Raw genomic sequence first — 25419 nt, 5'->3', positions numbered from 1 at the left:
CAACCTGCGCAGTATGCCTCAGCCGCACTCTCCCACATAGTGGCATTCGTCGCAGCGGGTGCAGCCGTCGACCTTGCGCAGCGCACGGGCGCCGCATTCGGGGCATTTGGCGCCCGTGGCTGCGGGTAGCGCGCCCGATACGGTCGGCAGCTGCGGCTCGGCCTCCAGCGCCACGCCATCCTGGCGCGCGGCATGGCGGCGCGCCAGTTCCGGCAAGGGCACCTGGTTGCCCCAGGCATCGAGGAAGCCGCGCCGGATCAGCAGCCGCTGCAGCATGAAGGCGATCGCCGCCACTTCCGAATCGTGATAAACCGGGACCTGCACGCCATCTTCGCGCGTGAGATAACCGCAGCGCACCGGGCCTTTTTCCCACACCACGTCGCGCATGTCGGCCAGCGCCCGCGCAATCGGCCCGCCGGCGCGCGCGACCATCGACAGCAGCCGCATCGAGGCCGTGATCCATTGCTGTCCCCCTAGGCGCTGGTTCGAGGGCATGAAGAATTCGAAAGGCCGCTCGACCGTCACCGGCTTGCCCTCGCACGTGCCGTCGGCGCGAATGAAGCTCACCGTGAGATAGGCGGTCTTGCGGCCTTCCTGGGTCGAGTACTCGATTTTTGACGTGACCGATTCCAGCTCGCCCAGCGGCCGGCGCTCGAAGCGCTTGCGCAGCGGGTCATCGTCGGGCGCCGCGGCGCGTTCCGGCTCGGGTGAGGCCGACAGCACGCTGCCCAGCACGGTGTTCGGCCGATAGGTCGCCAGGCCCTTCAGCCCCGCATGCCAGGCCTGGCTGTACAGGTCGCGGAAATCGTCGAAGGGATAGTCTTCCGGCACGTTGACGGTCTTCGAGATCGCCGTGTCCACGAAGGGCTGCACCGCCTGCACCATGCGCAGGTGGTCGAGCGCGCGCATCTCGAGCGCGGTCACGAATTGCGCCGGCAGCCTCAAGGTGTCATGACCCATCTGGCGGTACAAACGCCAGGCATGGTCTTCGACCTCGTAGCTGCGCATCGAGCCGTCCGCCATGCGCTTCTTGCGCTGGTAGGTCCAGGAATAGGGCGGCTCGATGCCGTTCGAGGCATTGTCGGCAAAGGCCAGCGAGATGGTGCCGGTCGGCGCGATCGACAGCAGGTGAGAGTTGCGGATGCCATGCGCGCGGATCGCTTCGCGCAGTTCCTGCGGCAGGCGCCCGACGAACTGCCCGCGCAGGTACTGGTCGGCATCGAACAGGGGGAAGGGCCCTTTTTCGCGCGCCAGTTCGACGGATGCCGCATAGGCCGCATCGCGCAGCGCTTCGGCAATGCGGGCGGCGAGCGCACGGCCCTCGCTTGAATCGTAGCGCAGGCCCAGCATCACGAGCGCGCTGCCCAGGCCCAGGAAACCCAGGCCCACGCGGCGCTTGGCGCTGGATTCAAGCGCCTGCTGCGGCAGCGGCCAGACGGTGGCATCGAGCACCAGGTCGAGCATGCGCACCCCCACCGCGGCGACCTCGCGCATGCGCGCGAAGTCGAAGGCGGCAGCGTCGCTGAACGGATCGTTCACAAAGCTCGTGAGGTTCAGCGAGCCGAGGTCGCAGCAGCCATAGCCAGGCAGCGGCTGCTCGCCGCAGGGATTGGTGGCGCGCAGCTCTTCGGCATACCAGAGGTTGTTTTCCAGGTTGATGCGGTCGACGAACAGCACGCCCGGTTCGGCATGGTCGTAGGTCGAGGCGATGATCCGGTCCCACAGCGCGCGCGCCCCAAGCTGCCGGTAGGCCCAGCGGCCGTCGTCGAGGCGGCGCGCGCCGGCCATGTCTTCGTCGCCGGGTTCGGCGCGGTGCACCAGCTCGAAGGAGGCATCGGCTTCCACCGCGCGCATGAAGGCGTCGGTGACGCCGACCGAGATGTTGAAGTTGGTGAGGCCGCCTTCGTCCTTGGCGGCGATGAAGCGTTCGATGTCGGGATGGTCGATGCGCAGCACACCCATTTGCGCGCCGCGCCGGGCGCCGGCCGATTCGACCGTGCGGCAGGAGGCGTCGAACACTTCCATGTACGAGACCGGTCCCGAGGCGCGCGAACGGGTGCCGTGGACTTTGCTGCCCATGGGGCGGATAGCGGAGAAGTCGTAGCCGACGCCGCCGCCGCGGCGCATGGTCTCGGCAGCTTCCGACAGGGCAGTGTAGATGCCGGGCAGGCCGTCCTGGTCGGTGCCCGAGATCGAATCGCCCACCGGCTGCACGAAGCAATTGATGAGGGTGGCCTGCAGGCCGAGGCCCGCGGCAGAGTTGATGCGCCCGGCGGGCACGAAGCCCTGTTGCTGGGCCCACAGGAAGCGCTGTTCGAACCCGGCGCGCTGCGCTTCAGGCTCGAGCGCGGCCAGGGCGCGCGCCACGCGCCGGCGCACATCTTCCATGCTGGTTTCGTCGCCCTTGGCGTATTTCTCGCGCAGGACGTCCAGCGACACCTCCTGCGCCGGCAGGGCGCCCGGTGGTTTGTCGATGGCATTCATGGTGCGCCCGGCCTGAGCATGAATGCGCCCGAAGAATCAGGGCTTGTCGAGAATGATGTGGGGCGCAGCTGGATCGGTGGCGCCAGGGATAGCGCCGCTTGACGCCGGGCTGGCGGAAGCGGAAGAACCCGTCTGCGCGTTCAGCCGTGCTTCCAGCTCCACCACGCGCAGCTCGAGCGCCTCGAGCTTGGCGCGGGTCTTGGCCAGCACCTGGGCCTGGATCTCGAATTCTTCGCGGGTGACCAGGTCGAGCTTGGAGAAACCCTGGGTCATCATCGCCTTGACATTGCGCTCGATGTCCTTGGCCGGCGTGCTTTCCAGCGCCTGGTTGATCTTGCCCTGCAAGTCGTTGAAGAAAGTATTCATATCCGTGCATTCCTAAATGAGGCGGCGCCGGCGCACCATGACGGTGCGTCCACTGCCCGCCATGGTGCGTGGCGCTGCGGCACATTGCTGCCGCGCGGTTTTCTGGGTTGAACGAATCGCAAATGGGGGGCATGGCTGAGAAATCAAGCGCAATTGCCAGCATCCGACTCCGGTTTGAGCTGGCACGCATCCTGCTAAAGAGTTGTCAGGAGTGGTGCAAACAGGATTGTAAACCGCAACGGCTCAGACCGTTGAACATAAGGGGAATGTCATGAAGTGCAACACAACCGCAGCAGCAGTGGCCTGGGCCGTCCTGGCCTTCTCGAGCGTCACCGCCAGCGCGCAGGAAGCAGCCCCTGAGCATCAAGTCAGCTATAACGCCGCCCTTGCCAGCGACTACCGTTACCGCGGCCTGTCGCAAACCAGTTTCGACCCGGCGCTGCAAGGCGGCGCCGACTACGTGCACGGCCCGACCGGCTGGTATGTAGGCACCTGGCTGTCCACCATCAAATGGACCAAGGATCTCGGCGGCGACGGCAACATCGAATGGGATATCTACGGCGGCAAGCGTGGCCAGCTGGGCGAATCCGTCACCTATGACGTCGGCGGCCTGTACTACCTGTACCCGTCCAATGGCCTGCACCCGAGCGCGAACACCTTCGAGCTGTACGGGCGCCTCGGCTTCGGCCCGGCCTATGTCAAGTATTCGCGCTCGACCACCAACTTGTTCGGCACCGCCAACAGCAAGGGCAGCGGCTACCTCGACGTCGGCGCCGATATCGACGTGGGCAATGGCTTCCTGCTGAACCTGCATGCCGGACGCCAGGAAGTGCGCCACAACAGCCAGTACTCGTACACAGACTACAAAGTCGGCGTCACCAAGGACCTCGGCGTGGCCACCGTCTCGCTGGCCTGGATCAAGGCCAGTACCGGCGCCTACCTGAACCCGGAAGGCAAGAACCTCGGCAAGTCCGGCGCCATCCTGACCGTGTCAAAAACTTTCTGAACGCATAAGAGGCACACCATGAAAATGATTACCGCCATCATCAAACCCTTCAAGCTGGACGAGGTCCGGGAAGCGCTGTCGGAGATCAACGTGCAGGGCATGACGGTGACCGAGGTGAAGGGCTTCGGCCGCCAGAAGGGCCATACCGAGCTGTACCGCGGCGCCGAGTACGTGGTCGACTTCCTGCCGAAAATCAAGATCGAAGCGGCCGTGGACGATGCCGTGGTCGACCAGGTCATCGACGCCATCCAGGGCGCGGCCCGCACCGGCAAGATCGGTGACGGCAAGATTTTCGTGGCCGACCTGAACCAGGTCATCCGTATCCGTACCGGCGAGACCGGCAACGAAGCACTGTAAGGGGAATCCTGATGAAGCACACCATAACAAAAGTCCTGGCCGGCCTCATGGCCATGAGCCTGGCGCTGCCGGCCCTGGCGGCACCCACCATCAACAAGGGCGACACCGCGTGGATGTTCACCGCCACGCTGCTGGTCATCATGATGTCGATTCCCGGCCTGGCCCTGTTCTACGGCGGCCTGGTACGCGCCAAGAACATGCTGTCGATCCTGATGCAGGTCTTCATGGTCTTCTCGGTGATCATCGTGCTGTGGTGCCTGTACGGCTATTCGCTGGCCTTCACCCAGGGCAATGCCTTCATCGGCGGCTTCGACCGCGTCTTCCTCAACGGCATCTACGACCCGGTGGCCGGCAGCTTCGCCCAGGCCGCGACCTTCAGCAAGGAGACGATGATTCCTGAATTTATCTTCGTCGCCTTCCAGGGCACCTTCGCCGCCATTACCTGCGCGCTGATCGTCGGTGCGTTTGCCGAGCGCGTGCGCTTCTCGGCGGTGCTGCTGTTCATGGTCCTGTGGTTCACCTTCGGCTACCTGCCGGTCGCGCACATGGTCTGGTTCTGGGCCGGTCCGGATGCCATCACCGATGCTGCGTCGCTCGCGACGGTCACCGGCAATGCCGGCTTCCTGTGGCAGAAGGGCGCGCTCGACTTTGCGGGCGGCACCGTGGTGCACATCAATGCGGCAGTGGCCGGCCTGGTCGGGGCCTACGTGATCGGCAAGCGTGTCGGCCTGGGCCGCGAATCGATGGCGCCGCACTCGCTGACCATGACCATGATCGGCGGCTCGATGCTGTGGGTCGGCTGGTTCGGCTTCAACGCCGGTTCGGCACTGGAAGCGGGCGACGTCGCCGCGCTGGCCTTCATCAACACCCTGCTGGCGACCGCCGCGGCAGCCGTGTCGTGGATGATCGGCGAGTGGATCTTCAAGCGCAGGCCGTCGATGCTGGGCGCTGTCTCGGGCGCCGTGTCGGGCCTGGTGGCGATCACCCCGGGCTGTGGCTTCGTCGGCCCGATGGGCGCCCTGGTCATGGGTCTGCTGGCAGGCGTCATCTGCCTGTGGGGCGTGACCGGCCTGAAGCGCCTGCTGGGCGCCGACGATTCGCTCGACGTGTTCGGCGTGCATGGCGTGGGCGGCATCCTCGGCGCGCTGCTGACCGGCGTGTTCGCGTCGCCGGCACTGGGCGGTCAGGGCATCTGGGACTACGTCGCCAACAAGGGCTCGGCGGATTACTCGATCGCGAACCAGGTGTGGGTGCAGGCGCAAGCCATCGGCATCACCATCGTGTGGTCTGGTGTAGTGGCTTTCATTGCCTTCAAGCTGGTCGATATCGTGATCGGGCTGCGCGTGCCGGCGGACCAGGAACGCGAAGGGCTGGACATTACCAGCCATGGGGAGTCGGCGTATCACGCTTGATACGGATTTTCTAAGTAGCAAATGATGCACGTTGTCCCCGCGAAGGCGGGGACAACGGTTTTCAGGATGGTGGAAGAATGAGATTGGCGTACCTCGGCGGCGGTACGGCGCACTTCTTTTTTCATTCCGGCAAGCGTGCGCCTTTAAAGCGGCTTCTTCGTCCATATATAGCTGTACCGATATAATTCGAAAAAGCCACTACTAGGACGTCCCACATGGTTCCGCACCTCGCCACCGCCCTTACCGGGCCCCTGCTCGACCTGGAAAAGAAGATCCTCGAAGCCACGCCCGCCATCGAGCGCTGGTTCCGGCTCGAGTGGCAGGAGCATACGCCGCCGTTCTATTGCTCGGTCGACCTGCGCAATGCCGGCTACAAGCTGGCGCCGGTCGATACCAATTTGTTCCCGGGCGGCTTCAACAACCTGTCCACCGAGATGCTGCCGCTGGCGGTGCAGGCCGCCATGGCTGCGATCGACAAATACTGCCCGGATGCGCGCAACCTGCTGATGATCCCGGAAACGCATACGCGCAACCCGCTCTACCTGCAGAACGTGGCGCGCCTGATGCAAATTTTCCGCCAGACCGGCCTGCACGTGCGCCTGGGCTCGCTGTCGCCGGACGTCACCCAGCCGACCCCGCTGGCGCTGCCGGACGGGAACATGCTGGTGGTCGAGCCGCTGGTGCGATCAAGCAACGGGCGCCGCGTCGGCCTGGCCGATTTCGATCCCTGCACCATCTTGCTGAACAACGATCTCTCGGCGGGCATCCCGGCCATCCTGGAAAACATCCACGAGCAGTCGCTGCTGCCGCCGGTCCATGCCGGCTGGGCGCTGCGCCGCAAGAGCAACCACCTCAAGGCTTTCGATGAAGTCGCGAAGAAGTTCGGCAAGCTGATCGACATCGATCCATGGCTGGTCAATCCGCTGCACAGCAAGGTCGGCGAAGTCGACCTGCAGGAAGACGTCGGCACCGAGCAGCTGGCCGACGCGGTCTCGGCCCTGCTCTCGAAGATCAAGAAGAAGTACAAGGAATACGGCATGAAGGAGCAAAAGCCCTTCGTGATCGTCAAGCCCGACGCCGGCACCTATGGCATGGGCGTGATGACGGTGAAGGACGCCAGCGAAGTGCGCGACCTGAGCCGTGCCCAGCGCAACAAGATGACGGTCATCAAGGATGGCGTGGCGGTCAACGACATGATCGTGCAGGAAGGCGTGCCGACCTTCGAGTCCGTCAACGATGCGGTGGCCGAGCCGGTGGTCTACATGATCGACCGCTACGTGGTGGGCGGCTTCTACCGCATCCACGCCGAGCGCGGCATCGACCAGAACCTGAACGCGCCGGGTTCCCAGTACGTGCCGCTGGCATTTGCCCAGCAGCATGCGGTGCCGGACCTCAAGGCCAAGCCAGGCACGGCGGCGCCGAACCGCTTCTACGTGTATGGCGTGGTGGCGCGCCTGGGGCTGCTGGCGGCTTCGCTCGAACTCGAGCGCACCGACCCGAACCCCGAGGTGTACTAAGCCATCACGTTTCGGTGGAGACGGCGTCCCAGTCGTCTTCGCCCTCAAGCCGGATCATCCAGTTGGCCGCATGGTGCCATTCCAGCACCATGCCGGGATTGATGCCGGGCGGCTGTTCGTGGCCGTTCAATTGCGCGTCGCGCACTGCCCAATGCAGGCGGTACAGCAGGTCGGCCTGGTCCAGGATCTCGCTCTTGCTGCGCAGGCGGATCGCATCGCGCAGCATGGTCGCGTCCGCCAAGTCGTGCGGGTAGAGCGGCAGGATGCTTTCTGCGCTGGACGGCGCTGCCGGCAGGACGGGCTTGTCCGCCAGGCCCGCGCACCAGGCCAGGAACATCATCGCTTCCAGCCGCCACGAGAAGCGGATCACGTCTTCCTCGGACGGCGCGTCATCGAACAGGAAGGCGGCTTCGTCGTTCGACAGCATGGCGCGCCGTTCTTCGCTGGCGAAATACTGCTTGAAGAAGGTGTTCTGGCGCAGCATGGCCGCGCCCACCACGCCCCAGAGCGCGACCAGCCGGCGCCAGAGGTCGTCCCCGGTGCGCAGCGCCACGTCGTCGCCATCCTCGATCATCGGCAAGTGCGGGTTGACGGGAATCCCGTGCTCGCGCACTAGCGCTTCGTTTGCTGCCCTGCGTGCTTCTGCTGTCATGTCCTGCCTCCGGAAATCGTTTGCAGGACATTAACATCAACCGTCCAGTTGACGTCGTACGCGGTGATCGTCCGGATCACATCGCCACCGAATAGATGGGCCGCCCGCGAACATCCGCGTTTCCGGCTAAAATCAGGGCATTCCCCGCATTGGACCGTCCATGAAAATCGCCTTCCTCGCCGATCCCCTCGCCACGTTCAAGATTTACAAGGACTCGACCTTCGCAATGATGCGCGAAGCCGCCAAGCGCGGCCACACCATCTATGCCTTCGAGCAGCGCGACATGGTGCTGGAAGAGGGTGTGGTCACGGCGGAGGTCAGGCGCTTGACCCTCACCGGCGAGCCGGACGCCTGGTACCGCGCCGACGTGCCGGAAATCGCCAGGCTCTCAAGCTTTGATGCCGTCATCGAGCGCAAGGATCCGCCTTTCGACATGGAATATGTCTACGGCACCTATCTGCTGGAACTGGCCGAGCGCCAGGGCGCGCGCGTGTTCAACCGCCCGGGCGCGATCCGCGACCACAACGAAAAGCTGGCCATCGCCCAGTTCAGCGGCTACACCTCGCCGACCCTGGTGAGCTCGAACATGGACCGCCTGCGCGACTTCCACGGCAAGCATGGCGACGTGATCTTCAAGCCGCTTGACGGCATGGGCGGGGCCGGCATCTTCCGCATCAAGGAAGACGGCATGAACCTGGGCTCGGTGATCGAGTCGCTGACCGGCAACGGCATGCACACCATCATGGCGCAGAAATACATTCCGGCAATCAAAGCGGGCGACAAGCGGGTGCTGGTGATCGGCGGCAAGCCGGTGCCCTTCGCGCTGGCGCGCATTCCGCAAGGCAATGAAGTGCGCGGCAACCTGGCGGCCGGCGGCATCGGCGTGGCCCAGCCGATCACCGAGCGCGACCGCGAGATCGCCGAAGCGCTGGGGCCGGTACTGGCCGCCCGCGGCTTATTGCTGGTAGGATTGGACATCATCGGGGATTTCCTGACCGAAGTGAACGTCACCAGCCCGACCTGCTTCCAGGAGATCACCGACCAGACCGGATTCGACGTGGCCGCGATGTTCATCGACGCGGTCGAACAGCAGCTTACGGGAAACACACACTGATATGGTAGGCATTCTCCTGATGACCCACGCACCGCTGGGCCAGGCATTCATCACCGCGGTAGCGCACGTCTTCCGCGGGCCCACCGAGCGCTTCGAGGCGATCGACGTGGCCGCCGACCAGGACATCAACGAGGTCAACACCCTGGCCAAGGATGCGATCGCGCGCCTGGACGAGGGCGACGGCGTGCTGGTCATCACCGACATCAAGGGCGGAACGCCGTCCAATTGCTGCAATTCGCTGGCCAATGCCGGCCACGTGGAAGTCATCGCCGGCATCAGCCTGCCGATGCTGCTGCGTGCAATCACCTACCGCCGCGACACGCTCGACGTCGTGGTGGAAATGGCCCTGGCCGGCGCCCAGAATGGCGCGGTACGGGTGGACAATCGGATCCGCGTAGGATCGAGCTGACGGGCTGCGCTTCCAGGACACGACAGTTTTTGGCGATACGACGATAACGAGAACATGATTCAACAAGAACTAGAAATCATCAACAAGCTGGGCCTGCACGCCCGCGCCTCCGCCAAGCTTACCCAACTGGCCGCGAAATTCCAGAGCGACGTCTGGCTTACCCGTAACGGCCGCCGCATCAATGCCAAGTCGATCATGGGCGTCATGATGCTCGCCGCCGGCAAGGGCGCGAAAGTGCTGCTCGAGGCGGACGGCGCGGACGAGGAAGCCTGCATCGCCGCGCTCACGGGCCTCATCAACGACAAGTTCGGCGAAGGCGAGTAATGCCGCGCGAAGCGGCTGCTCCGCGCCACACGGGACCCTCGATGGCATCGTTCACGCTCCACGGCATTCCGGTTTCGCGCGGCATTGCGATCGGCCGCGCGCACCTGCTCACGCCGGCGGCGCTCGACGTCAAGCACTACCTGGTCCCGGTCGAGCAGGTCGAGGCCGAGGTGAGCCGCCTGCAGCATGCGATCGCCGCGGTGCACCGCGGCCTGCAGGCCCTGTGGACCGAGCTGCCCAAGGACGCCCCGACCGAGCTGGGCGCCTTCATCGACGTGCACGCCCTGATCCTGTCCGACCCGATGATCTCGGAAGCGCCGCTCGACATCATCCGCAGCCGCCACTACAACGCCGAATGGGCGCTGGTGACACAGATCGATGAGCTATCGAGCCAGTTCGACGAGATCGAGGACGAGTACCTGCGCGAGCGCAAGCACGACATCCAGCAGGTGGCCGAGCGCGTGCTCAAGGTCCTGATGGGCACCGCCCTGACGGCGCCGCCGGTGTTTTCCGGCGACGACCACGCGCCGCCGCAAATGGTCGTGGTGGCCCACGATATCTCGCCGGCCGACATGCTGGCCTTCCGCGACCGCTCCTTCATCGGCTTCGTGACCGACGTCGGCGGCCAGAACTCGCATACCGCCATTGTCGCGCGCTCGCTCGACATCCCGGCGGCGGTCGGCATGAGCCAGGCCTCGCGCCTGATCGAGCAGGACGACTGGGTCATCGTCGACGGCGACGCCGGGGTGGTGATCTGCAACCCGAGCCAGCTGGTGCTGGAGCAGTACCGCGCGCGCCAGGCGGCACTGGGCAAGGCGCGCAAGCGCCTGTTCAAGCTGAAGAAAACGCCGGCCGTCACGAAAGACGGCACCGAGGTCAAGCTGATGGCCAATATCGAGCTGCCGGAAGACTGCCCCGCCGCGCTGGAGGCGGGTGCCAACGGCGTCGGCCTGTTCCGCTCGGAGTTCCTGTTCATGGGCCGCGCCAATGTGCTGGGCAATGCGCTGCGCATCCCGAGCGAGGACGAGCAGTTCGAGCAGTACCGCAAGGCGGTGGTGGCCATGAAGGGCCGCCCGGTCACCATCCGCACGCTCGACGTCGGCGCGGACAAGCCGCTCGACCCGACCGAGCACACCGCGCTCAACCCGGCGCTGGGCCTGCGCGCGATCCGCTACTGCCTGGCCGAGCCCCAGCTGTTCCTGACCCAGCTGCGCGCGATCCTGCGCGCCTCCGCCTATGGCAAGGTGCGCATCCTGATCCCGATGCTGGCGCATGCCTTCGAGATCGACCAGACCCTCGCCATGATCGAGCAGGCCAAGGCGCAACTGCGCGACGAGGGCGTCAAGTACGACCCGGCGGTGGAAGTGGGCGCGATGATCGAGATTCCCGCGGCCGCTCTGGCGCTGCCGATGTTCGTCAAGCGCATGGATTTCCTGTCGATCGGGACCAATGACCTGATCCAGTACCTGCTTGCGATCGACCGCGTCGATTACGAAGTGGCGCACCTGTACAATCCGCTGCACCCGGCGGTCCTGATGCTGATTGCCCAGACCATCTCCATCGGCCAGAAGGCCGGCCTGGATGTCGCCGTGTGCGGCGAGATGGCGGGCGACACCAAGCTGACCCGCCTGCTGCTGGGCATGGGCCTGCGCGAATTCTCGATGCACCCTGCGCAGCTGCTGTCGGTGAAACAGGAAATCCTGAACAGCGACCTGGCCGCGATCACTTCGCGCACGCGCCGCATCCTGCGCTCGTTCGAGCCGGACGAGATCGCGGCCGCGGTGGAGCAGCTGCAGTCGCTCTGAACTGGCGCTAGCGCCGCAACATACAAGAACACCACGTAAAGCTCCATGGGATCGATCGGAACAGTCACACCACAGGCGATGCATTTCGCCGAACCCCTGCGCCTGCAAAGCGGCGCGCACATCGGCGACTACACGCTGATGTACGAAACCTATGGCACGCTCAACGCCGACAAGTCCAATGCGGTGCTGGTCTGCCATGCGCTCAATGCCTCGCACCACGTCGCCGGCACCTATGCCGACCAGCCCAAAAGCGTGGGCTGGTGGGACAACATGGTCGGCCCGGGCAAGCCGCTCGATACCGACCGCTTTTTTGTCATCGGCGTGAACAACCTCGGCTCCTGCTTCGGCTCGACCGGCCCGATGCATACCAATCCCGCCACCGGCAAGCCGTATGGCGCGGCCTTCCCCCTGCTGACGGTGGAAGACTGGGTCAGCGCCCAGGCGCGCCTGGCCGACCGCCTCGGCATCAACCAGTTTGCGGCAGTGATGGGAGGCTCGCTGGGCGGCATGCAGGCGCTCTCGTGGAGCATCCTGTTCCCGGACCGCCTTCGCCACTGCATCGTGATCGCCTCCACCCCGAAGCTCTCGGCCCAGAACATCGCCTTCAACGACGTCGCGCGCCAGGCCATCCTGACCGACCCCGACTACCATGGCGGCGACTTCTACGGGCACGGCGTGGTGCCGAAGAACGGCCTGAAAGTGGCGCGCATGGTCGGCCACATCACCTATCTGTCGAACGACGACATGGCCGAGAAATTCGGCCGCCGCCTGCGCAACGTCGCCGAGAGCGACGAATACGGCTTCGACTTCGGCATCGATTTCGAGATCGAGTCCTACCTGCGCTACCAGGGCGACAAGTTCTCGGAATACTTCGACGCCAATACCTACCTGCTCATCACCAAGGCGCTCGATTATTTCGACCCGGCCCGGCTCTACGACGGCAACCTGACGAAAGCCCTGGCGGGAACGAAAGCGCAATTCCTGGTCGCCTCGTTCAGCACCGACTGGCGCTTCTCGCCCGAGCGCAGCCGCGAGATCGTGCAAGCCCTGATCTCGAACCGGCGCAAAGTGACTTACGCCGAGATCGACGCGCCGCACGGACACGACGCTTTCCTGCTGGAAGACCCGCGCTATCTCGGCGTGGTGCGCGCCTACTACGACCGGATTGCGCTCGAGCTCGAGGGGAGGGTGGCGGCATGAATTTCAACGACCTGATCGCGCTGCGCCCCGACCTGGCCTTCATCGCCCACTGGGTGAACGATGGCGCCCACGTGCTCGACGTCGGCTGCGGCGACGGCGCCATGCTGCACTACCTGGAACTGGGCAAGCGCTGCACCGGCTATGGCATCGAGATCGCCGACGACAAGGTGCTGGCAAGCACCAGGCGCGGCGTCAATGTGATCCAGCACGACATGGAGCAGGGCCTGGGGCTGTTCGGCGACAATGCCTTCGATACGGTGCTCTGCCTGTCCTCGCTGCAGATGATGCAGCACGTCGAGGCGCTGCTGCGCGACATCGTGCGCGTCGGCCAGGAAGCCATCGTCTCGTTCCCGAACTTCGCCCATTGGCCGCACCGCCTGGCGCTGCTGCGCGGGCGCATGCCGGTCTCGCGCACGCTGCCCTACCAGTGGTACGACACGCCCAACGTACGCTGCGCAACGATCTTCGATTTTCAGGAGCTGGCGGAAGAATGCGGCCTTGAAGTGCTCGAATGCGTGGCGCTGGCCGACGGCAAGCCGGTCGATTTTTTACCGAACCTGCGCGGCAGCCTGGCGGTGTTTCGCTTGCGCAAGAAAGTGCGTGCGCTTGCCTAGTGCCGCGCCGTGAAACATGTTCAGTCCGTTGCCGGCTTATGTGCGGTGGCGGCTAGTCGGGCTGGCGTACATCCGCGATGATCGACGCTATTGTGTGTCCTACACGTCTACTTTCTGCGAGGATAGGCTGCTAAGAACAGCCTGTCGGTGAATGAAATGAAAAAACTCAAGCAATTGGCCGTCTGCCTGTCCCTGTTTGCCGCCGTTGGCAGCGCTGCCGCCCAGGATGGCAAGACCGTGGTGCAGGACGGCATCCGCGTCACGCCGCTGTCGCGCAGCCGCGTGCTGATCCCGGAAGCCCAGCTCAACGAAGCCGCGGCCCAGCAATACACCCAGATGATGGGCCAGGCGCAGCAGAAGGGCGTGCTGGTGCCGGCCTCGCACCCGGACGTGCGGCGCCTGCGCGCCATCGCCCAGCGCATCATCCCGCATGCGCCACGCTGGAACCAGACTGCCGCCCAATGGCAATGGCAGGTCAACCTGATCGACTCGAACGACGTCAACGCCTTCTGCATGCCGGGCGGGCGCATCGGCTTCTTCAGCGGCATCCTGACCCAGCTGAAACTGACCGACGATGAAGTGGCCGCCGTGATGGGCCACGAGATCGCCCACGCCCTGCGCGAGCACAGCCGCGAGAAAATGGCCAAGCAGGGCATGACCTCGATGGGCGCGCGCGTCGGCGGCGCCCTCATCGCCGGCATCTTCGGGATCGACCCGGGCATCACCGGCACGGTCGCGAACACCGCCGGCCAGATGCTGGTGCTGAAATTCTCGCGCAACGAAGAGCGCGAGGCCGACCTGGTTGGCCTGGACATCTCGTCGCGCGCCGGCTACGACCCGCGTGCCGGCATCGCCCTGTGGCGCAAGATGGCGGCCCTGAGCAAGCGCGCGCCGATCGAGCTGCTCTCGACCCACCCGGGCGGCGAGACCCGCATCAAGGACATGGAAGAGCACATGAACGTGCTGCTGCCGCTGTACGCACGCGCCAAGGGCACCACCGCCGCCAAGCTGCCGCCGTACCGGACCAACGTGGCCTTGCGTTGATGAGACGGCGTTGATGGGAAGTGCCAGGAAAGGGCGGCAGGCCGAGGCCAATGCCTACGTCCCGCTGCCGGTCCGCGACGGCGTCTCGCCCAGCTACCTTTGGCTGACCGAGTCGTTCGCCGGCGGCATGCTGCGCTTCCTGGCCACGCGCTTCCCCGACGTGCCCGAAGCCGCCTGGGCCCGGCGCCTGGCGCGCGGCGAGGTCGTCGACGCGCAAGGTGCGGCGCTGCAGGACGCCAGCCCGGTGCGGCAGGGCATGCGCATCTGGTATTACCGCGAACTGGAACATCCCGAGACGCCGATCCCGTTCAGGGAAGGGGTGCTGTTCCAGGACGAGCACCTGCTGGTGGCGGACAAGCCGCACTTCCTTCCGACCATCCCGACCGGACGCTTCCTGTACGAGACGCTGCTGGTGCGCCTGAAAAAACAGTTCGATCTGCCGCACCTGACGCCGATCCACCGCCTGGACCGCGAGACCGCGGGCGTGGTGATCCTCTCCCACAATCCGGACACGCGCGGCGCCTACCAGTCGATGTTCCAGAAGCGCGTAGTGAACAAGGTGTACGAGGCCCTGGCGGGCCCGATCGAGGGCAGGGATTTCCCCTTCACCTACCGCAGCCGCATGCAGGATGCGGAGCAGTTCTTTGTCAGTACCGAAGTGCCGGGCGAGCCGAATTCGGAGACCCTGGTGGAATTGATCGAGCAGCGCGGGAAGGTGGCGCATTACCGGCTGCATCCGCATACGGGCCGCAAGCACCAGCTGCGCCTGCACCTGGCGGCGCTGGGCGCGCCGATCCTGAACGATGCGTTTTATCCGGTGGCGCTGCCCTGCAAGGGCGACGACTTCAGCGCCCCGCTGCAGCTGCTGGCGCGCACCGTCAGCTTCATCGACCCCTTGAGTGGCCAGCAGCGCCGCTTCGACAGCGCCTTCCGGCTCGACTGGCCCGGGCAGTAGCGCCCGCCGCTTAGAGAATCGTGAACTGCCAGTCCGGCACGCCGATCACGGCGGCATTGCCGGCCAGGTCTTCCACCGCGCCGTTGTTGGCCTGCAGGCGCAGCAAACCGGTGAGCCCAATAGCGAAGTTCAGGACCGTACCCGCATCGGTAAGGTGCCAGCCGCTACCGTTGTCGTCGATGTCGTATTCCCGGTTGGTGAACAGTCCCTGCAGGTCGAAGCGTCCGCTCGGGCTGAAGCGGATCGCTTCGTTGAAGCTCAGGGAGAACAGGTGGCCGAGCAGGCTGCCGCCGGCGTTGAGCAGGGTCGGGCCGGCGCTGTCGATCGTCAAGGCCAGCGCGCTGGAGTCCACGCTGGCATTGCCGGCGGCATCGTACTGGCGCACGCGAACCTGGTGCACGCCATCGGCCAGCTCCTTGCCGGTTTCGATCGTGTAGCTCCAGTTGCCGGAAGCGTCCGCGGTGGTGCGGCCCACTTCCGTCGTTCCCACGACCAGGGCGACCTGGCCGTTTGCGGCGGCGCCGGAACCGGTGAAGGTCGGGGCCTTGATCTTGGTGAGCTTGTCGCTGTTCGACACGCCGCTGTCGCTGGCGGCGGCCAGGTCCAGCGTCGGCGCCGCTGCCAGGGCGTTGGTGTCGATCACGAGGTTGAACGAACTTGACGAGGGGCTCGCATTGCCCGCCACGTCGAACTGCTTCAGGCCGACGCGGTAGCTCCCGTCGGCCAGTCCCTCGCCTTCGCCGACGGCATTGATGGTCCAGTTGCCCAGGGCATCGGTCATCGCGGTGCCGGCGTCGCTGCCGTTGATGACCAGGCCCACGACCGTATTGGCCAGGGCGCCGCTGCCGGTGAAGGTCGGCGTCGTGTCGCTGGTGATGCCGTCACTGTTCGACAGGCCGGTGTCGCTGGCCGCAGCCAGCAGCGGGGCCGGCGGCGCGGTTGCCGGGCCGGTGCGGTCGATGGTGAAGCTCAGGGGCGCCGATGCAGCGCTGGCGTTGCCGGCCTTGTCTTCCTGGAGCACGGTGACGGTGTGCACGCCTTCCGGCAGCGCCGCATCGACATAGGCGGTCCAGTTGCCGTTGGCGTCGCTGCTGCCGGTGCCGGCGATCGCCGCGCCGATCATGATCTTGATGACGGCATCGGCTTGCGCGCCGGTGCCGGAGATCACGGCGAAGTTCTCGCGCGTGATGCGGTCGCTGTTCGACACGCCGGTGTCGCTGGCGAGGAAGACCCCGGTCAGCGCACTTGGCCCGGTGGCGTCGACCGTCAGTGCCAGCGGGCTGGATGCGGCGCTGGCATTGCCGGCGCGGTCGACCTGGCGCACCGTGAGCGTGTGCAGGCCGTCGCCCAATGCGTGTTCCAGGCCGACCGTGGCTTCCCAGACGCCGCCGGCATCGGCTTGGCTTGAGGCGACCAGGGCCGCGCCTTCATAGATCTCGACCAGGGCATAGGCTTCGGCGCTGCCGGACAGGGTCGGGGTGCGGTCGGAGGTGATGTTGTCGAGCAGGCTGCCGGAATTGCTGGCGCTTGCCAGCAGCGGCGCGGCAGGGGCGGCTGCATTGGTGTCGATGTCGATGTCGAGGGTGCCGTGGCCGGCATTGTCGTAGATGCCGCTGAAGACGATGTGGGCCGCATCCAGCAGGTTGCCGGCCAGGTCCTGGACCTTGCCGGCCAGCCCGGTGATGTCGTCGATGGCCAGGCCGGTATCGTCGTCGCCGGCGGCGACGGTGTAGCGGAAGCTCATCTCGTTGCCGTTCACGCCGACGAACTGCGCTTCGGCGCCGTTGCTTAGGCCCAGCACCGGGACGGCGTTGCCGACCGTGCGCACCGCTTCGTCGAAGCGGATGCGGAAGCTGAGGGTCTCGCCGGCGCGGTAGCTGCCGTCGCCATCGACGAAGACACGCACCGCGCTCGGACCGCCGACGGTGTGGAAGGCCATTTCGCGGCCTTGCAGCGGATTGCCGGCAAGGTCGGTCAGGTTTTCCGGCAGGCGCAGGCTGTAGCCGGTGTCGGCCTGCAGCTTGTGGTCGGCCGGCTTGATGGTGAGCGTGCGGCCGTCGTTTGAAAAGCTGGCGGCGCTGAGGTAGACCCGGGTAATGGTGTCGTTGTCGCCAACCAGGTAGAGCACGTCGCCATCGCCTTCCTGCTCCTGCCAGGAGACGGCTTCATCGAACGTGATGACGATGTCGGCGCCGACGGCCAGGTCGGTCTGGCCGTGCGGCGAGGTAGCGACGGTCGGTGCGACGGTGTCGAGCACGATTTTCTGGACCACGGTGGCGCTGCTGTGGCCATCGGCCTTGACGATGCGGGCCACGATCGTGTTGGCGCCCTCGTTGAAGGTCGGCGGCGCGCCGGCTTCGTCGTTGGCGTCGTAGGTCCAGTTCCAGCCGTCGCCCGCGTTCTCGAGATGGACCAGGGCCCGGTCGACGGCGCGGCCGTTGATGGTCAGTTCGATGTGCTCGTCGGCGGCCAGGCTGCCGGCCAGGAAACCCGAGGCATACTGGTTGCGCTCAAGGGTGATGCCGTCGTGCTCGAACGGGCCGGTGTCGCTGATGTCGATATGCGGGTGGAGCCAGGCGTCGACGATGGTGTCGACCGCATACGGGCTGGAGGCGATCATGCCGTTGCCGCGCAGGCCGCCTGCGCTGGAAACCTGGCCCATGTCCAGGCGCAGCAGGTTCACCAGCGATTCGACGCTGTCGGCCGCGCCCAGCATGACGGTCCAGGTACGGCCATCGGCGCTCGCGCTGCTGTCCTTGACGATGGCATGTTCAGCGCTGAGCGCGCCGGCGGCCAGCGTCGTTACGGACTCGGAAAAGGTGATGGTGACCTTCAGGTCGGCGCCGGCCTTGAGGGTCTTGTCTTCGATCACAATGCTCGCGCCCAGAGCCGGCGCGGGCGCCACTGCCGGCGTGGTGAAGGCAGCCTGGCCCGGCGCGCTGATGCCGGCGAAGGCACGGCCGTCGCCGAGCAGACTGCCTGGGCCCATGAACACGTTGTAGGCGCCGCCCGGAGTAAGTCCGCCGGCGTCGAATTCGACGTGGGTGCCGTTGATGGAGACCTGGCTGAGCGGGATTTCGCGGGTGACGGTAGCGCCTACCACGCGCAGTTCCGGCTGGCCGGTCACGCGGTTGATGACCGTCTGGACCGCGCCGTCGGTGACGAAGATCGATCCGCCGCCTTTGGACATGGCTGTCGAAAAGGTCAGGTCGATATGGGTCGTGCCTGCAGTCGTGGTGAACGACTTGTTCAGCAGGGTCGGGGCGGCGGTCGTGTTGATGGTCATGTGGATGCGATCTATGCGTTGGTTTTCCGGCAACAGAAAATTCTGAATGGAAAAGTTACCGTACGGATAGTATCAATAAAAAGGCAAGCAATTTTACCTAGACGGCAAAATAATGCCCTTTAGCATCACTTCATTGAGGAAACTCCCCGATGGGGGACAGCAGGAGCGCCGGCCTCAGCTCTTCTATAAGATAAGCTGATAAATCCTTGATGTTCTATTAGAGATGGTAATCAATGATCAGGGGCGCGTGGTCGGAGAAACGCTCGTCCTTGTAGACCGAAACGGCCTTGGCGCAGGCAGCGATGCCCGGGGTGGCGATATGATAATCGATGCGCCAGCCGACGTTCTTGGCCCAGGACTGGCCGCGGTTGCTCCACCAGGTATAGTCGGCCGCCTCGGGCGAGACCACGCGGTGCACGTCGACCAGGCCGACCTCGTCGAAGATGCGGCTCAGCCAGGCGCGCTCTTCCGGCAGGAAGCCCGAATTCTTCTGGTTGCTCTTCCAGTTCTTCAGGTCGATTTCCTTGTGCGCGATGTTCCAGTCGCCGCAGATCACCACTTCGCGGCCCTCGGCCTTGAGCTGCTCCAGGTGCGGCAGGAACACTTCCATGAAGCGGAACTTGGCCAGCTGGCGCTCCGGCGACGACGAGCCGGACGGGCAGTAGACCGAGATCACGGTCAGGTTGCCGAAGTCGCAACGCGTATAGCGGCCTTCGGCGTCGAATTCGGTGCAGCCAAAGCCGATGCGCTTGTTGTCCGGCGCCGTGCGGCTATACACGCCGGTGCCCGAATAGCCTTTTTTCTCGGCATAGTGGAAATGGCCGTGGTAACCGTGCGGGGACAGCATTTCCTCGGTCATGTCGGCTTCCTGCGCCTTCAGTTCCTGGACGCAGATGAAATCGGCCGACTGCGAGGCGAGCCAGTTGAAGAAACCTTTTTTGTGCGCCGAACGGATGCCGTTCAGGTTCGCGGAGATGATACGTGGCATGGATCTTTAATGACAATGGAGGGCCGCCTGCAAGGCGTGCACAGTGGGTTCGGATGCTGCTGAGCGCGACAGTGTAACGCGTTTTACTGCCGTCAGGAATGGCCTGCCGGCAGTGGGGCCTGATCCGTCATGGCGCGATGCGGCCGCTTTGCCGGGCATTCCCTGCAGGCGGGCCGGGGCGCGGTTTACAATACGCGCTTTCGGACATTCAGGAGAAGCACGTGAGCGATCTGCGCCAGGAGTTTATTGCATTTTCGGTCGAGGCCGAGGTATTGAGGTTCGGTGAATTCACGACCAAGGCCGGGCGCCTGTCGCCGTACTTCTTCAACGCCGGCCTGTTCCACGACGGTGCCACGCTGGGCCAGCTGGCCCAGTTCTACGCCCAGACCCTGCTCGACTCCGGCGTGCAGTTCGACATGCTGTTCGGCCCCGCCTACAAAGGCATCACTCTCGCATCGGCGACTGCCGTGGCGCTGGCCGGCAAGGGCCGCAACACGTCGTTTGCCTATAACCGCAAGGAAGCCAAGGACCACGGCGAAGGCGGCACTATCGTCGGCGCCAAGCTGGCCGGCAAGGTCGTGATCGTCGACGACGTGATCTCGGCCGGCACCTCGGTGCGCGAATCGGTCGACATGATCCGCGCCGCCGGCGCCGAACCGGCGGCAGTGCTGATCGCACTGGACCGCATGGAGCGCTCCGGCAAGGACGGCGCACTGTCCGAGCATTCCGCCGTGCAGCAGGTAGCGCAGGAATTTGGCATCCCGGTCATCTCGATCGCCAACCTCGACGATTTGTTCGGCTACCTGTCGGGCGCTGGCGCTGATCCGCGCCTGTCCCAGCACAAGGACGCCGTCGCCGCCTACCGCACCCGCTACGGCGTCTAATCGCTAACCCCGCGCAATAGCCCAGCGTGGAAATGAGGGTCAGAGTCAAATTATCGAGCAATTTTCCAGAATTGCTTTTAATTCGACTCTGACCCTAATTATTCTGCAACATATTCCTCGCCCGACAAATGAGGGTCAGAGTCGAATTGCAGGAAACTTTTCAAAGTTTCCCAACAATTCAACTCTGACCCTATTAGTTTTGCTGTCGGCTTGCCGAATATGTGGGGCGCATACCTGAATTGTTTCCTTGAAGATATAATCGGCGACGTTGTAATGACAATATTTCGTCAACACAAATTTACGCGACGTTGAGCCAACTATTTGAAGGGGTCATTCATGTTTTCAGCAATCAAGCGCATCGCGCCCGTCCTTGTCCTGATCGGCGCCATGTCGCTGATGACCGGTTGCGCGGTCAACCGTGCCACCGCCAATCTGTCGCCAGGCGCCGACCTGTCGAAGATGAAGACCGCCTATGTGGTCAAGCACGACAAGGACAAGAACGCGGTCAACGAACTCATCAAGACCAAGCTCGAGAGCCGCGGCTATACCGTGACCACCGGTCCGGACGTGCCGGTGCCGGCCGGGACCGATGTCGCGGTGACGTATATCGATAAATGGATGTGGGACATCACCATGTACATGCTCGAATTGACCATCAACGTCCGCGATCCGAAAACCAATTTCCCTATCGCGACTGGTAATTCCCTGCATACCTCGCTGACGCGTAAATCGCCGGAAGCCATGGTCGATGAAGTCGTGACGAATATCCTGGCAGCGCAAAAGAACTAATCCCTATAACTTACACTGGACCCACACCATGAGCATCCAATCCGCTTTCCGCCGTATCGCTGTCCTCCCGGCCGTATTCGTCGTGGCCACCCTGACCGGTTGCGCGTCGCAAATGACGCACCAGGAAATGACCCCGGCGCCAATGCAGGTCGCGAAACAGCAACCGCATTCGGTCACCGTGGCTACCCCGACCATGGCCACCACCGAAGGCGCCTCTGCCCTGATCACGCCAGCCGAGCTGCGCACCGCGGTGAGCAATGCCGTCGCCGCTTCCAAGGCCTTTGCCGACGTCAAGAGCGAAGGCGGCGCCTACCAGCTGGGCGCGCAGGTGTTCAACCTGAACACCCCGGCAATGGGCTTCTCGATGACCTCGGCCATCGAAATGGGCTGGACCCTGAAGCGTGCCGATACCGGCGCCGTCGTGTGGCAGGAATCGATCAAGACCGAGCACACCACCGGCGCGACCGAAGCGTTTGCCGGCGTCGAGCGCGCCAAAATGTCGATCGGCGGCGCCATCCGCAAGAACATCGACACCGCCCTGCAGCGCATCGGCGCGCTGTCGCTCTGATTCACGGGACCCGCCCGCGCCACGGCGCGGGCGTAAAAAAACCAGAGCCGCGGCTCTGGTTTTTTATTGGGCGCTTGCCGCTTAGCCGGCCAGCTTCTTCTTCAGCAGCTCCGTAACCTGGGCCGGATTTGCCTTGCCCTTCGAGGCCTTCATCGCCTGGCCGATCAGTGCATTGATGGCCGCTTCCTTGCCGGCGCGGTACTGCTCGACCGACTTGGCATTCGCCGCCAGCACCTCGTCGACGATGCCTTCCAGCGCGCCGGTGTCGGAAATCTGCTTCAGGCCCTTCTGGTCGATCACGCTGTCGGCCAGGTTCTCGTCACTTGCCCCGGCTTCCCACATCGCCGCGAAGACTTCCTTGCCGGCCTTGTTGGAAATCGTGCCGTCGGCAATCCGCTTGAGCAGCAGCGCCAGCTGGGCGCTCGATACCGGCGACGCGTCGATGTCCACACCCGCGCGGTTCAGGGTCGACGACACGTCGCCCATCAGCCAGTTGGCCGCCGCTTTCGCATTCTCCTTGCCGGCCTTGGCCACCACGGCTTCGTAATAGGTCGCCATCGCCTTGGAAGAGGTCAGCACCAGGCTGTCGTATTCCGGCAGGCCGTACTCGCCCGTGAAGCGTGCGCGAAGCGCGCCCGGCAGCTCGGGCATCTCGGCCTGGATGCGGTCGATCCAGTCCTGGCCGATCACCAGCGGCGGCAGGTCCGGGTCCGGGAAGTAGCGGTAGTCCTGCGCGTCTTCCTTGGTGCGCATCGAACGGGTTTCCTTCTTGTCCGGATCCCACAGACGCGTGGCCTGGACCACCTTGCCGCCGTCTTCGATCAGTTCGATCTGGCGCCGCACTTCATAATGGATCGCTTCTTCCATGAAGCGGAAGGAGTTCAGGTTCTTGATCTCGCAGCGGGTGCCGAATTCTTTCTGGCCCACCGGGCGTACCGAGACGTTGACGTCGCAGCGGAAGGAGCCTTCCTGCATGTTGCCGTCGCAGACGCCCAGCCACATCACCAGCGAGTGCAGGGCCTTGGCATAGGCCACGGCTTCGTTCGCGCTGCGCATTTCCGGCTCGGACACGATCTCGAGCAGCGGCGTGCCGGCGCGGTTCAGGTCGATGCCGCTCATGCCGGCATAGTCTTCGTGCAGCGACTTGCCGGCGTCTTCTTCCAGGTGGGCGCGGGTCAGGTTGACGGTTCTGGTTTCCAGCTTGCCGTCTTTTTCATACGCGAAGCTGACCGTGCCGCCCTGGACCACCGGGTCTTCGAACTGGCTGATCTGGTAGCCCTTCGGCAGGTCGGGGTAGAAGTAGTTCTTGCGCGCGAAGACCGACTGCGGCGCGATTTTCGCGCCGACAGCCAGGCCGAAGCGGATCGCGCGTTCGACCGCGCCGCGGTTCAGCACCGGCAGCACGCCCGGCAGCGCCAGGTCGACCGGGCTGGCCTGCGTGTTCGGCTCGGCGCCGAAACGGATCGAGCTGCCGCTGAAGATTTTCGAGTTGGTCGTGAGCTGCACGTGGTTCTCAAGACCGATGACGACTTCCCATTGCATGATGTGTTCTCTTTTCTGTTCGCTGCGCCTGCTGCGTGTTGCTGTTCTTCTCGGCAGGCACCGGTTGAACGCGCGGTCGGCGAAACCGACCACCCTACGGTTTAGATGCCTTCTGGAGCGCGCGTATGCCAGTCCGTGACCTGCTGGTACTGGTGCGCGATGTTCAGCAGCTTGGCCTCGGCAAAATAATTGCCGATGATTTGCAGGCCGACCGGGCGCCTGGCGTTCTTTTCGCCCTGGCCGAAACCGGCCGGGATCGACATGCCCGGCAAGCCCGCCAGGCTGGTCGACAGCGTGAAGATATCGGCCAGGTAGTTCGCCACCGGGTCGTTGGCTTTCGCGCCCAGGTCCCAGGCCACCGTCGGGGCCACCGGGCCCATGATCACGTCGCACTTGTCCCGGAACGCCGCCTGGAAGTCGTCGGCGATCAGGCGGCGGATCTTTTGCGCCTGCACGTAATAAGCGTCGTAGTAACCGTGACACAGCACATAGGTGCCGACCATGATGCGGCGCTGCACCTCGCGGCCGAAACCTTCGGCGCGGGTTTTGCGGTACATGTCCTGCAAATCCTTATACTCGCTAGCCCTGTGGCCGTAACGCACGCCGTCGAAGCGCGACAGGTTGCTCGAGGCTTCCGCCGGGGCGATGATGTAATAGGTCGGGATCGACAGCGCCGTCTTGGGGAGCGAAATGTCGACCAGCGAGGCGCCCAGCTTGACGAACTCGTCCAGCGCGGCGCGCACGGCGCTTTCCACGTCGCTCGCCAGGCCTTCGCCGAAATACTCTTTTGGTACGCCGATGCGCAGGCCGTTCAGCGGCTTGTTCAAATCGCGCGTGTAGTCTTCCGCCACATTGCCTTGCTCGACCGTCAGGCTGGTCGAATCGCGTTCGTCGAAGCCGATCATCTCATTGAGCAGCAGGGCGCAGTCCTCGGCCGTCTGGGCGATCGGGCCGCCCTGGTCCAGCGACGACGCAAACGCGATCATGCCGAAGCGCGACACGCGGCCATAGGTCGGCTTGATGCCGGTGACGCCGCAAAACGCGGCCGGCTGGCGGATCGAGCCGCCGGTATCGGTCGCGGTGGCGGCCGGCGCCAGGCGCGCGGCGATCGCGGCGGCCGAGCCGCCCGAGGAGCCGCCCGGGACGGCCAGCGTGTCCCACGGGTTTTTCACCGCGCCGAAGGCCGAGTTCTCGTTGGCCGAGCCCATCGCGAATTCGTCGAGGTTGACCTTGCCCAGCGTGACCATGCCGGCCGCGTTGAAGCGCTCGACCACGGTCGCATCGAAGGGGCTGGCGTAGTTGGCCAGCATCTTCGAGCCGGCAGTCGTGCGCCAGCCCTTGGTGACGAAGATATCCTTGTGCGCGATCGGCACGCCGGTCAGCGGGCCCGCGGTGCCGCCGCCTAAGCGCGCGTCGGCGCTGGCGGCCTGCGCCAGCGAGCGCTCGTGGTCCACGTGCAGGAAGGCGTTGTACTGGTTGCTGTCGATTCGGCCCAGGTAGTGGCGCGTCAGTTCGGTCGCGGAAACCTGCTTCGAATGCAGGAGCGCGGACAGCTCTTTGATGGTCTTGTTATGCATGTGCGTGTCGGTTCGGGATTCGTGATTCGGTTACTCGATGACCTTCGGCACCAGGTACAAACCGTCCTGGGCTTTCGGCGCCGGCGCCTGGTAATCGTCGCGGCGGTTCTCTTCGGTCACCACGTCGTCGCGCAGGCGCAGGGGCAGCGCCAGGATGGCGGCCAGCGGTTGCGACAACGGCGCAACACCGGTCGTGTCCACCGCCTGCATCTGCTCGGCCAGGGCGAAAATGCCGTTCAGCTCAAGCAGCGCGGTCTCCGCATGGGCTTCGTCCATTTCGAGCTGGGCCAGGTTGGCGATGCGTTTTACGTCTGAAAGTGTCAGGGACATGGCTAAGGGGCGCGGCGCGGGCCGCACGCAAAATGTGGTTGAGCAGTTAATAAACTGGAATCGAATGAATGTCGAATGGCCATGCGATAAACGACGGTTGTTGGCAAGCAGTCAGCGAACGGCTTGCTACGGACGATAAAACCTTGGTAACACCGTCGATCTCGCTCTGGAATTGGGGTGGAAAACCCCCGGTTTT

The 25419-nt window shown here is 64.6% G+C and carries 22 protein-coding genes and 1 pseudogene; 15 read left to right on the top strand and 8 right to left on the bottom strand.

What is annotated here, in order from left to right; all coding sequences use genetic code 11:
- Positions 1 to 18: 18 nt before the first annotated feature.
- Both AC56K1_RS19785 and AC56K1_RS19780 read right to left on the bottom strand, forming a co-directional pair.
- The gene (locus AC56K1_RS19785) at positions 19 to 2484 is read right to left on the bottom strand and encodes an adenosylcobalamin-dependent ribonucleoside-diphosphate reductase (RefSeq protein ID WP_497159499.1); all 2466 of its coding nucleotides are present in this window, start codon (positions 2482 to 2484) and stop codon (positions 19 to 21) included.
- Between the two features lie 138 nt (positions 2485 to 2622).
- Positions 2623 to 2850: pseudogene (locus AC56K1_RS19780) on the bottom strand (accessory factor UbiK family protein); the annotation flags it as partial.
- Positions 2851 to 3121: 271 nt separating this feature from the next.
- Between AC56K1_RS19780 and AC56K1_RS19775 the strand changes: the two are divergent.
- From AC56K1_RS19775 to gshA, 4 genes are all read left to right on the top strand, one after another.
- On the top strand, positions 3122 to 3856 hold the full coding sequence (locus AC56K1_RS19775; protein ID WP_497159498.1) for a TorF family putative porin: 735 nt from the start codon (positions 3122 to 3124) through the stop codon (positions 3854 to 3856).
- A gap of 18 nt (positions 3857 to 3874) precedes the next feature.
- Positions 3875 to 4213 carry a P-II family nitrogen regulator gene (gene glnK, locus AC56K1_RS19770; RefSeq protein WP_497159497.1) on the top strand — a complete coding sequence of 113 codons (339 nt, stop codon included), beginning with the start codon at positions 3875 to 3877 and terminating at the stop codon, positions 4211 to 4213.
- A gap of 11 nt (positions 4214 to 4224) precedes the next feature.
- On the top strand, positions 4225 to 5625 hold the full coding sequence (gene amt, locus AC56K1_RS19765; protein ID WP_497159496.1) for an ammonium transporter: 1401 nt from the start codon (positions 4225 to 4227) through the stop codon (positions 5623 to 5625).
- Between the two features lie 215 nt (positions 5626 to 5840).
- The gene (gshA, locus tag AC56K1_RS19760; protein ID WP_497159495.1) at positions 5841 to 7142 is read left to right on the top strand and encodes a glutamate--cysteine ligase; all 1302 of its coding nucleotides are present in this window, start codon (positions 5841 to 5843) and stop codon (positions 7140 to 7142) included.
- A gap of 4 nt (positions 7143 to 7146) precedes the next feature.
- On the opposite strand, the gene AC56K1_RS19755 is transcribed toward gshA, so the two are convergent.
- Positions 7147 to 7794 carry a DUF4272 domain-containing protein gene (locus AC56K1_RS19755; RefSeq protein WP_497159494.1) on the bottom strand — a complete coding sequence of 216 codons (648 nt, stop codon included), beginning with the start codon at positions 7792 to 7794 and terminating at the stop codon, positions 7147 to 7149.
- 160 nt (positions 7795 to 7954) lie between these two features.
- Here AC56K1_RS19755 and gshB point away from each other — a divergent pair, with 160 nt between their 5' ends.
- The 8 genes from gshB to AC56K1_RS19715 all read left to right on the top strand — a co-directional run bounded on the left by gshB (position 7955) and on the right by AC56K1_RS19715 (position 15259).
- The gene (gshB, locus tag AC56K1_RS19750; protein ID WP_497159493.1) at positions 7955 to 8908 is read left to right on the top strand and encodes a glutathione synthase; all 954 of its coding nucleotides are present in this window, start codon (positions 7955 to 7957) and stop codon (positions 8906 to 8908) included.
- A 1-nt stretch (position 8909) separates the two neighbouring features.
- Positions 8910 to 9317 (top strand): PTS sugar transporter subunit IIA, encoded by a 408-nt coding sequence (locus AC56K1_RS19745; RefSeq protein ID WP_497159492.1) that lies wholly within the window; start codon positions 8910 to 8912, stop codon positions 9315 to 9317.
- Positions 9318 to 9371: 54 nt separating this feature from the next.
- Positions 9372 to 9641, top strand: coding sequence for an HPr family phosphocarrier protein (locus tag AC56K1_RS19740; RefSeq protein WP_489875529.1), 270 nt, complete (start codon positions 9372 to 9374; stop codon positions 9639 to 9641).
- Positions 9642 to 9682: 41 nt separating this feature from the next.
- Entirely contained in the window at positions 9683 to 11446 is a 1764-nt protein-coding gene (gene ptsP / locus AC56K1_RS19735; RefSeq protein WP_497159509.1) for a phosphoenolpyruvate--protein phosphotransferase, read from the top strand.
- A gap of 45 nt (positions 11447 to 11491) precedes the next feature.
- Positions 11492 to 12646 (top strand): homoserine O-succinyltransferase MetX, encoded by a 1155-nt coding sequence (metX, locus tag AC56K1_RS19730; RefSeq protein ID WP_497159491.1) that lies wholly within the window; start codon positions 11492 to 11494, stop codon positions 12644 to 12646.
- On the top strand, positions 12643 to 13260 hold the full coding sequence (gene metW / locus AC56K1_RS19725; RefSeq protein WP_497159490.1) for a methionine biosynthesis protein MetW: 618 nt from the start codon (positions 12643 to 12645) through the stop codon (positions 13258 to 13260). Before metX ends, metW begins: the two co-directional genes overlap by 4 nt.
- Before the next feature lie 156 nt (positions 13261 to 13416).
- Entirely contained in the window at positions 13417 to 14304 is an 888-nt protein-coding gene (locus AC56K1_RS19720; RefSeq protein WP_497159489.1) for a M48 family metallopeptidase, read from the top strand.
- Positions 14305 to 14317: 13 nt separating this feature from the next.
- Positions 14318 to 15259 carry a pseudouridine synthase gene (locus tag AC56K1_RS19715; RefSeq protein WP_497159488.1) on the top strand — a complete coding sequence of 314 codons (942 nt, stop codon included), beginning with the start codon at positions 14318 to 14320 and terminating at the stop codon, positions 15257 to 15259.
- Between the two features lie 10 nt (positions 15260 to 15269).
- On the opposite strand, the gene AC56K1_RS19710 is transcribed toward AC56K1_RS19715, so the two are convergent.
- On the bottom strand, positions 15270 to 18545 hold the full coding sequence (locus AC56K1_RS19710; RefSeq protein WP_497159487.1) for an Ig-like domain-containing protein: 3276 nt from the start codon (positions 18543 to 18545) through the stop codon (positions 15270 to 15272).
- A 217-nt stretch (positions 18546 to 18762) separates the two neighbouring features.
- Positions 18763 to 19533, bottom strand: a complete 771-nt coding sequence (locus AC56K1_RS19705; protein ID WP_497159486.1) for an exodeoxyribonuclease III — start codon at positions 19531 to 19533, stop codon at positions 18763 to 18765.
- A 221-nt stretch (positions 19534 to 19754) separates the two neighbouring features.
- Between AC56K1_RS19705 and pyrE the strand changes: the two genes are divergently transcribed.
- The 3 genes from pyrE to AC56K1_RS19690 all read left to right on the top strand — a co-directional run bounded on the left by pyrE (position 19755) and on the right by AC56K1_RS19690 (position 21774).
- Positions 19755 to 20417: an orotate phosphoribosyltransferase gene (pyrE, locus tag AC56K1_RS19700; RefSeq protein WP_497159485.1), complete on the top strand. Its 663-nt coding sequence runs from the start codon at positions 19755 to 19757 to the stop codon at positions 20415 to 20417.
- Positions 20418 to 20753: 336 nt separating this feature from the next.
- Positions 20754 to 21206, top strand: a complete 453-nt coding sequence (locus AC56K1_RS19695; RefSeq protein ID WP_497159484.1) for a hypothetical protein — start codon at positions 20754 to 20756, stop codon at positions 21204 to 21206.
- A gap of 28 nt (positions 21207 to 21234) precedes the next feature.
- Positions 21235 to 21774 carry a hypothetical protein gene (locus AC56K1_RS19690; RefSeq protein WP_497159483.1) on the top strand — a complete coding sequence of 180 codons (540 nt, stop codon included), beginning with the start codon at positions 21235 to 21237 and terminating at the stop codon, positions 21772 to 21774.
- Positions 21775 to 21855: 81 nt separating this feature from the next.
- Here the strand turns inward: AC56K1_RS19690 and gatB are convergent, their stop codons facing one another.
- The 3 genes from gatB to gatC all read right to left on the bottom strand — a co-directional run bounded on the left by gatB (position 21856) and on the right by gatC (position 25223).
- A complete protein-coding gene (gene gatB / locus AC56K1_RS19685) occupies positions 21856 to 23316 on the bottom strand; it encodes an Asp-tRNA(Asn)/Glu-tRNA(Gln) amidotransferase subunit GatB (RefSeq protein WP_497159482.1) in 1461 nt (486 codons plus the stop codon).
- 101 nt (positions 23317 to 23417) lie between these two features.
- Positions 23418 to 24893 (bottom strand): Asp-tRNA(Asn)/Glu-tRNA(Gln) amidotransferase subunit GatA, encoded by a 1476-nt coding sequence (gene gatA / locus AC56K1_RS19680; protein WP_497159481.1) that lies wholly within the window; start codon positions 24891 to 24893, stop codon positions 23418 to 23420.
- 30 nt (positions 24894 to 24923) lie between these two features.
- Positions 24924 to 25223 carry an Asp-tRNA(Asn)/Glu-tRNA(Gln) amidotransferase subunit GatC gene (gene gatC, locus AC56K1_RS19675; RefSeq protein ID WP_171086545.1) on the bottom strand — a complete coding sequence of 100 codons (300 nt, stop codon included), beginning with the start codon at positions 25221 to 25223 and terminating at the stop codon, positions 24924 to 24926.
- Positions 25224 to 25419: the final 196 nt, after the last annotated feature.

Source organism: Telluria sp. ZB4P37, assembly GCF_059685855.1.
The sequence above is the reverse complement of the archived record's forward strand: the minus strand, read 5'-3'. Positions and strand labels throughout refer to the sequence as shown.

Bases quoted from the DNA above. Each gene is read 5' to 3' on its own strand.
- AC56K1_RS19785 (WP_497159499.1), bottom strand. From the start codon at position 2,484: ATGAATGCCATCGACAAACCACCGGGCGCCCTGCCGGCGCAGGAGGTG.
- AC56K1_RS19775 (WP_497159498.1), top strand. From the start codon at position 3,122: ATGAAGTGCAACACAACCGCAGCAGCAGTGGCCTGGGCCGTCCTGGCC.
- glnK (WP_497159497.1), top strand. From the start codon at position 3,875: ATGAAAATGATTACCGCCATCATCAAACCCTTCAAGCTGGACGAGGTC.
- amt (WP_497159496.1), top strand. From the start codon at position 4,225: ATGAAGCACACCATAACAAAAGTCCTGGCCGGCCTCATGGCCATGAGC.
- gshA (WP_497159495.1), top strand. From the start codon at position 5,841: ATGGTTCCGCACCTCGCCACCGCCCTTACCGGGCCCCTGCTCGACCTG.
- AC56K1_RS19755 (WP_497159494.1), bottom strand. From the start codon at position 7,794: ATGACAGCAGAAGCACGCAGGGCAGCAAACGAAGCGCTAGTGCGCGAG.
- gshB (WP_497159493.1), top strand. From the start codon at position 7,955: ATGAAAATCGCCTTCCTCGCCGATCCCCTCGCCACGTTCAAGATTTAC.
- AC56K1_RS19745 (WP_497159492.1), top strand. From the start codon at position 8,910: ATGGTAGGCATTCTCCTGATGACCCACGCACCGCTGGGCCAGGCATTC.
- AC56K1_RS19740 (WP_489875529.1), top strand. From the start codon at position 9,372: ATGATTCAACAAGAACTAGAAATCATCAACAAGCTGGGCCTGCACGCC.
- ptsP (WP_497159509.1), top strand. From the start codon at position 9,683: ATGGCATCGTTCACGCTCCACGGCATTCCGGTTTCGCGCGGCATTGCG.
- metX (WP_497159491.1), top strand. From the start codon at position 11,492: ATGGGATCGATCGGAACAGTCACACCACAGGCGATGCATTTCGCCGAA.
- metW (WP_497159490.1), top strand. From the start codon at position 12,643: ATGAATTTCAACGACCTGATCGCGCTGCGCCCCGACCTGGCCTTCATC.
- AC56K1_RS19720 (WP_497159489.1), top strand. From the start codon at position 13,417: ATGAAAAAACTCAAGCAATTGGCCGTCTGCCTGTCCCTGTTTGCCGCC.
- AC56K1_RS19715 (WP_497159488.1), top strand. From the start codon at position 14,318: ATGGGAAGTGCCAGGAAAGGGCGGCAGGCCGAGGCCAATGCCTACGTC.
- AC56K1_RS19710 (WP_497159487.1), bottom strand. From the start codon at position 18,545: ATGACCATCAACACGACCGCCGCCCCGACCCTGCTGAACAAGTCGTTC.
- AC56K1_RS19705 (WP_497159486.1), bottom strand. From the start codon at position 19,533: ATGCCACGTATCATCTCCGCGAACCTGAACGGCATCCGTTCGGCGCAC.
- AC56K1_RS19695 (WP_497159484.1), top strand. From the start codon at position 20,754: ATGTTTTCAGCAATCAAGCGCATCGCGCCCGTCCTTGTCCTGATCGGC.
- AC56K1_RS19690 (WP_497159483.1), top strand. From the start codon at position 21,235: ATGAGCATCCAATCCGCTTTCCGCCGTATCGCTGTCCTCCCGGCCGTA.
- gatB (WP_497159482.1), bottom strand. From the start codon at position 23,316: ATGCAATGGGAAGTCGTCATCGGTCTTGAGAACCACGTGCAGCTCACG.
- gatA (WP_497159481.1), bottom strand. From the start codon at position 24,893: ATGCATAACAAGACCATCAAAGAGCTGTCCGCGCTCCTGCATTCGAAG.
- gatC (WP_171086545.1), bottom strand. From the start codon at position 25,223: ATGTCCCTGACACTTTCAGACGTAAAACGCATCGCCAACCTGGCCCAG.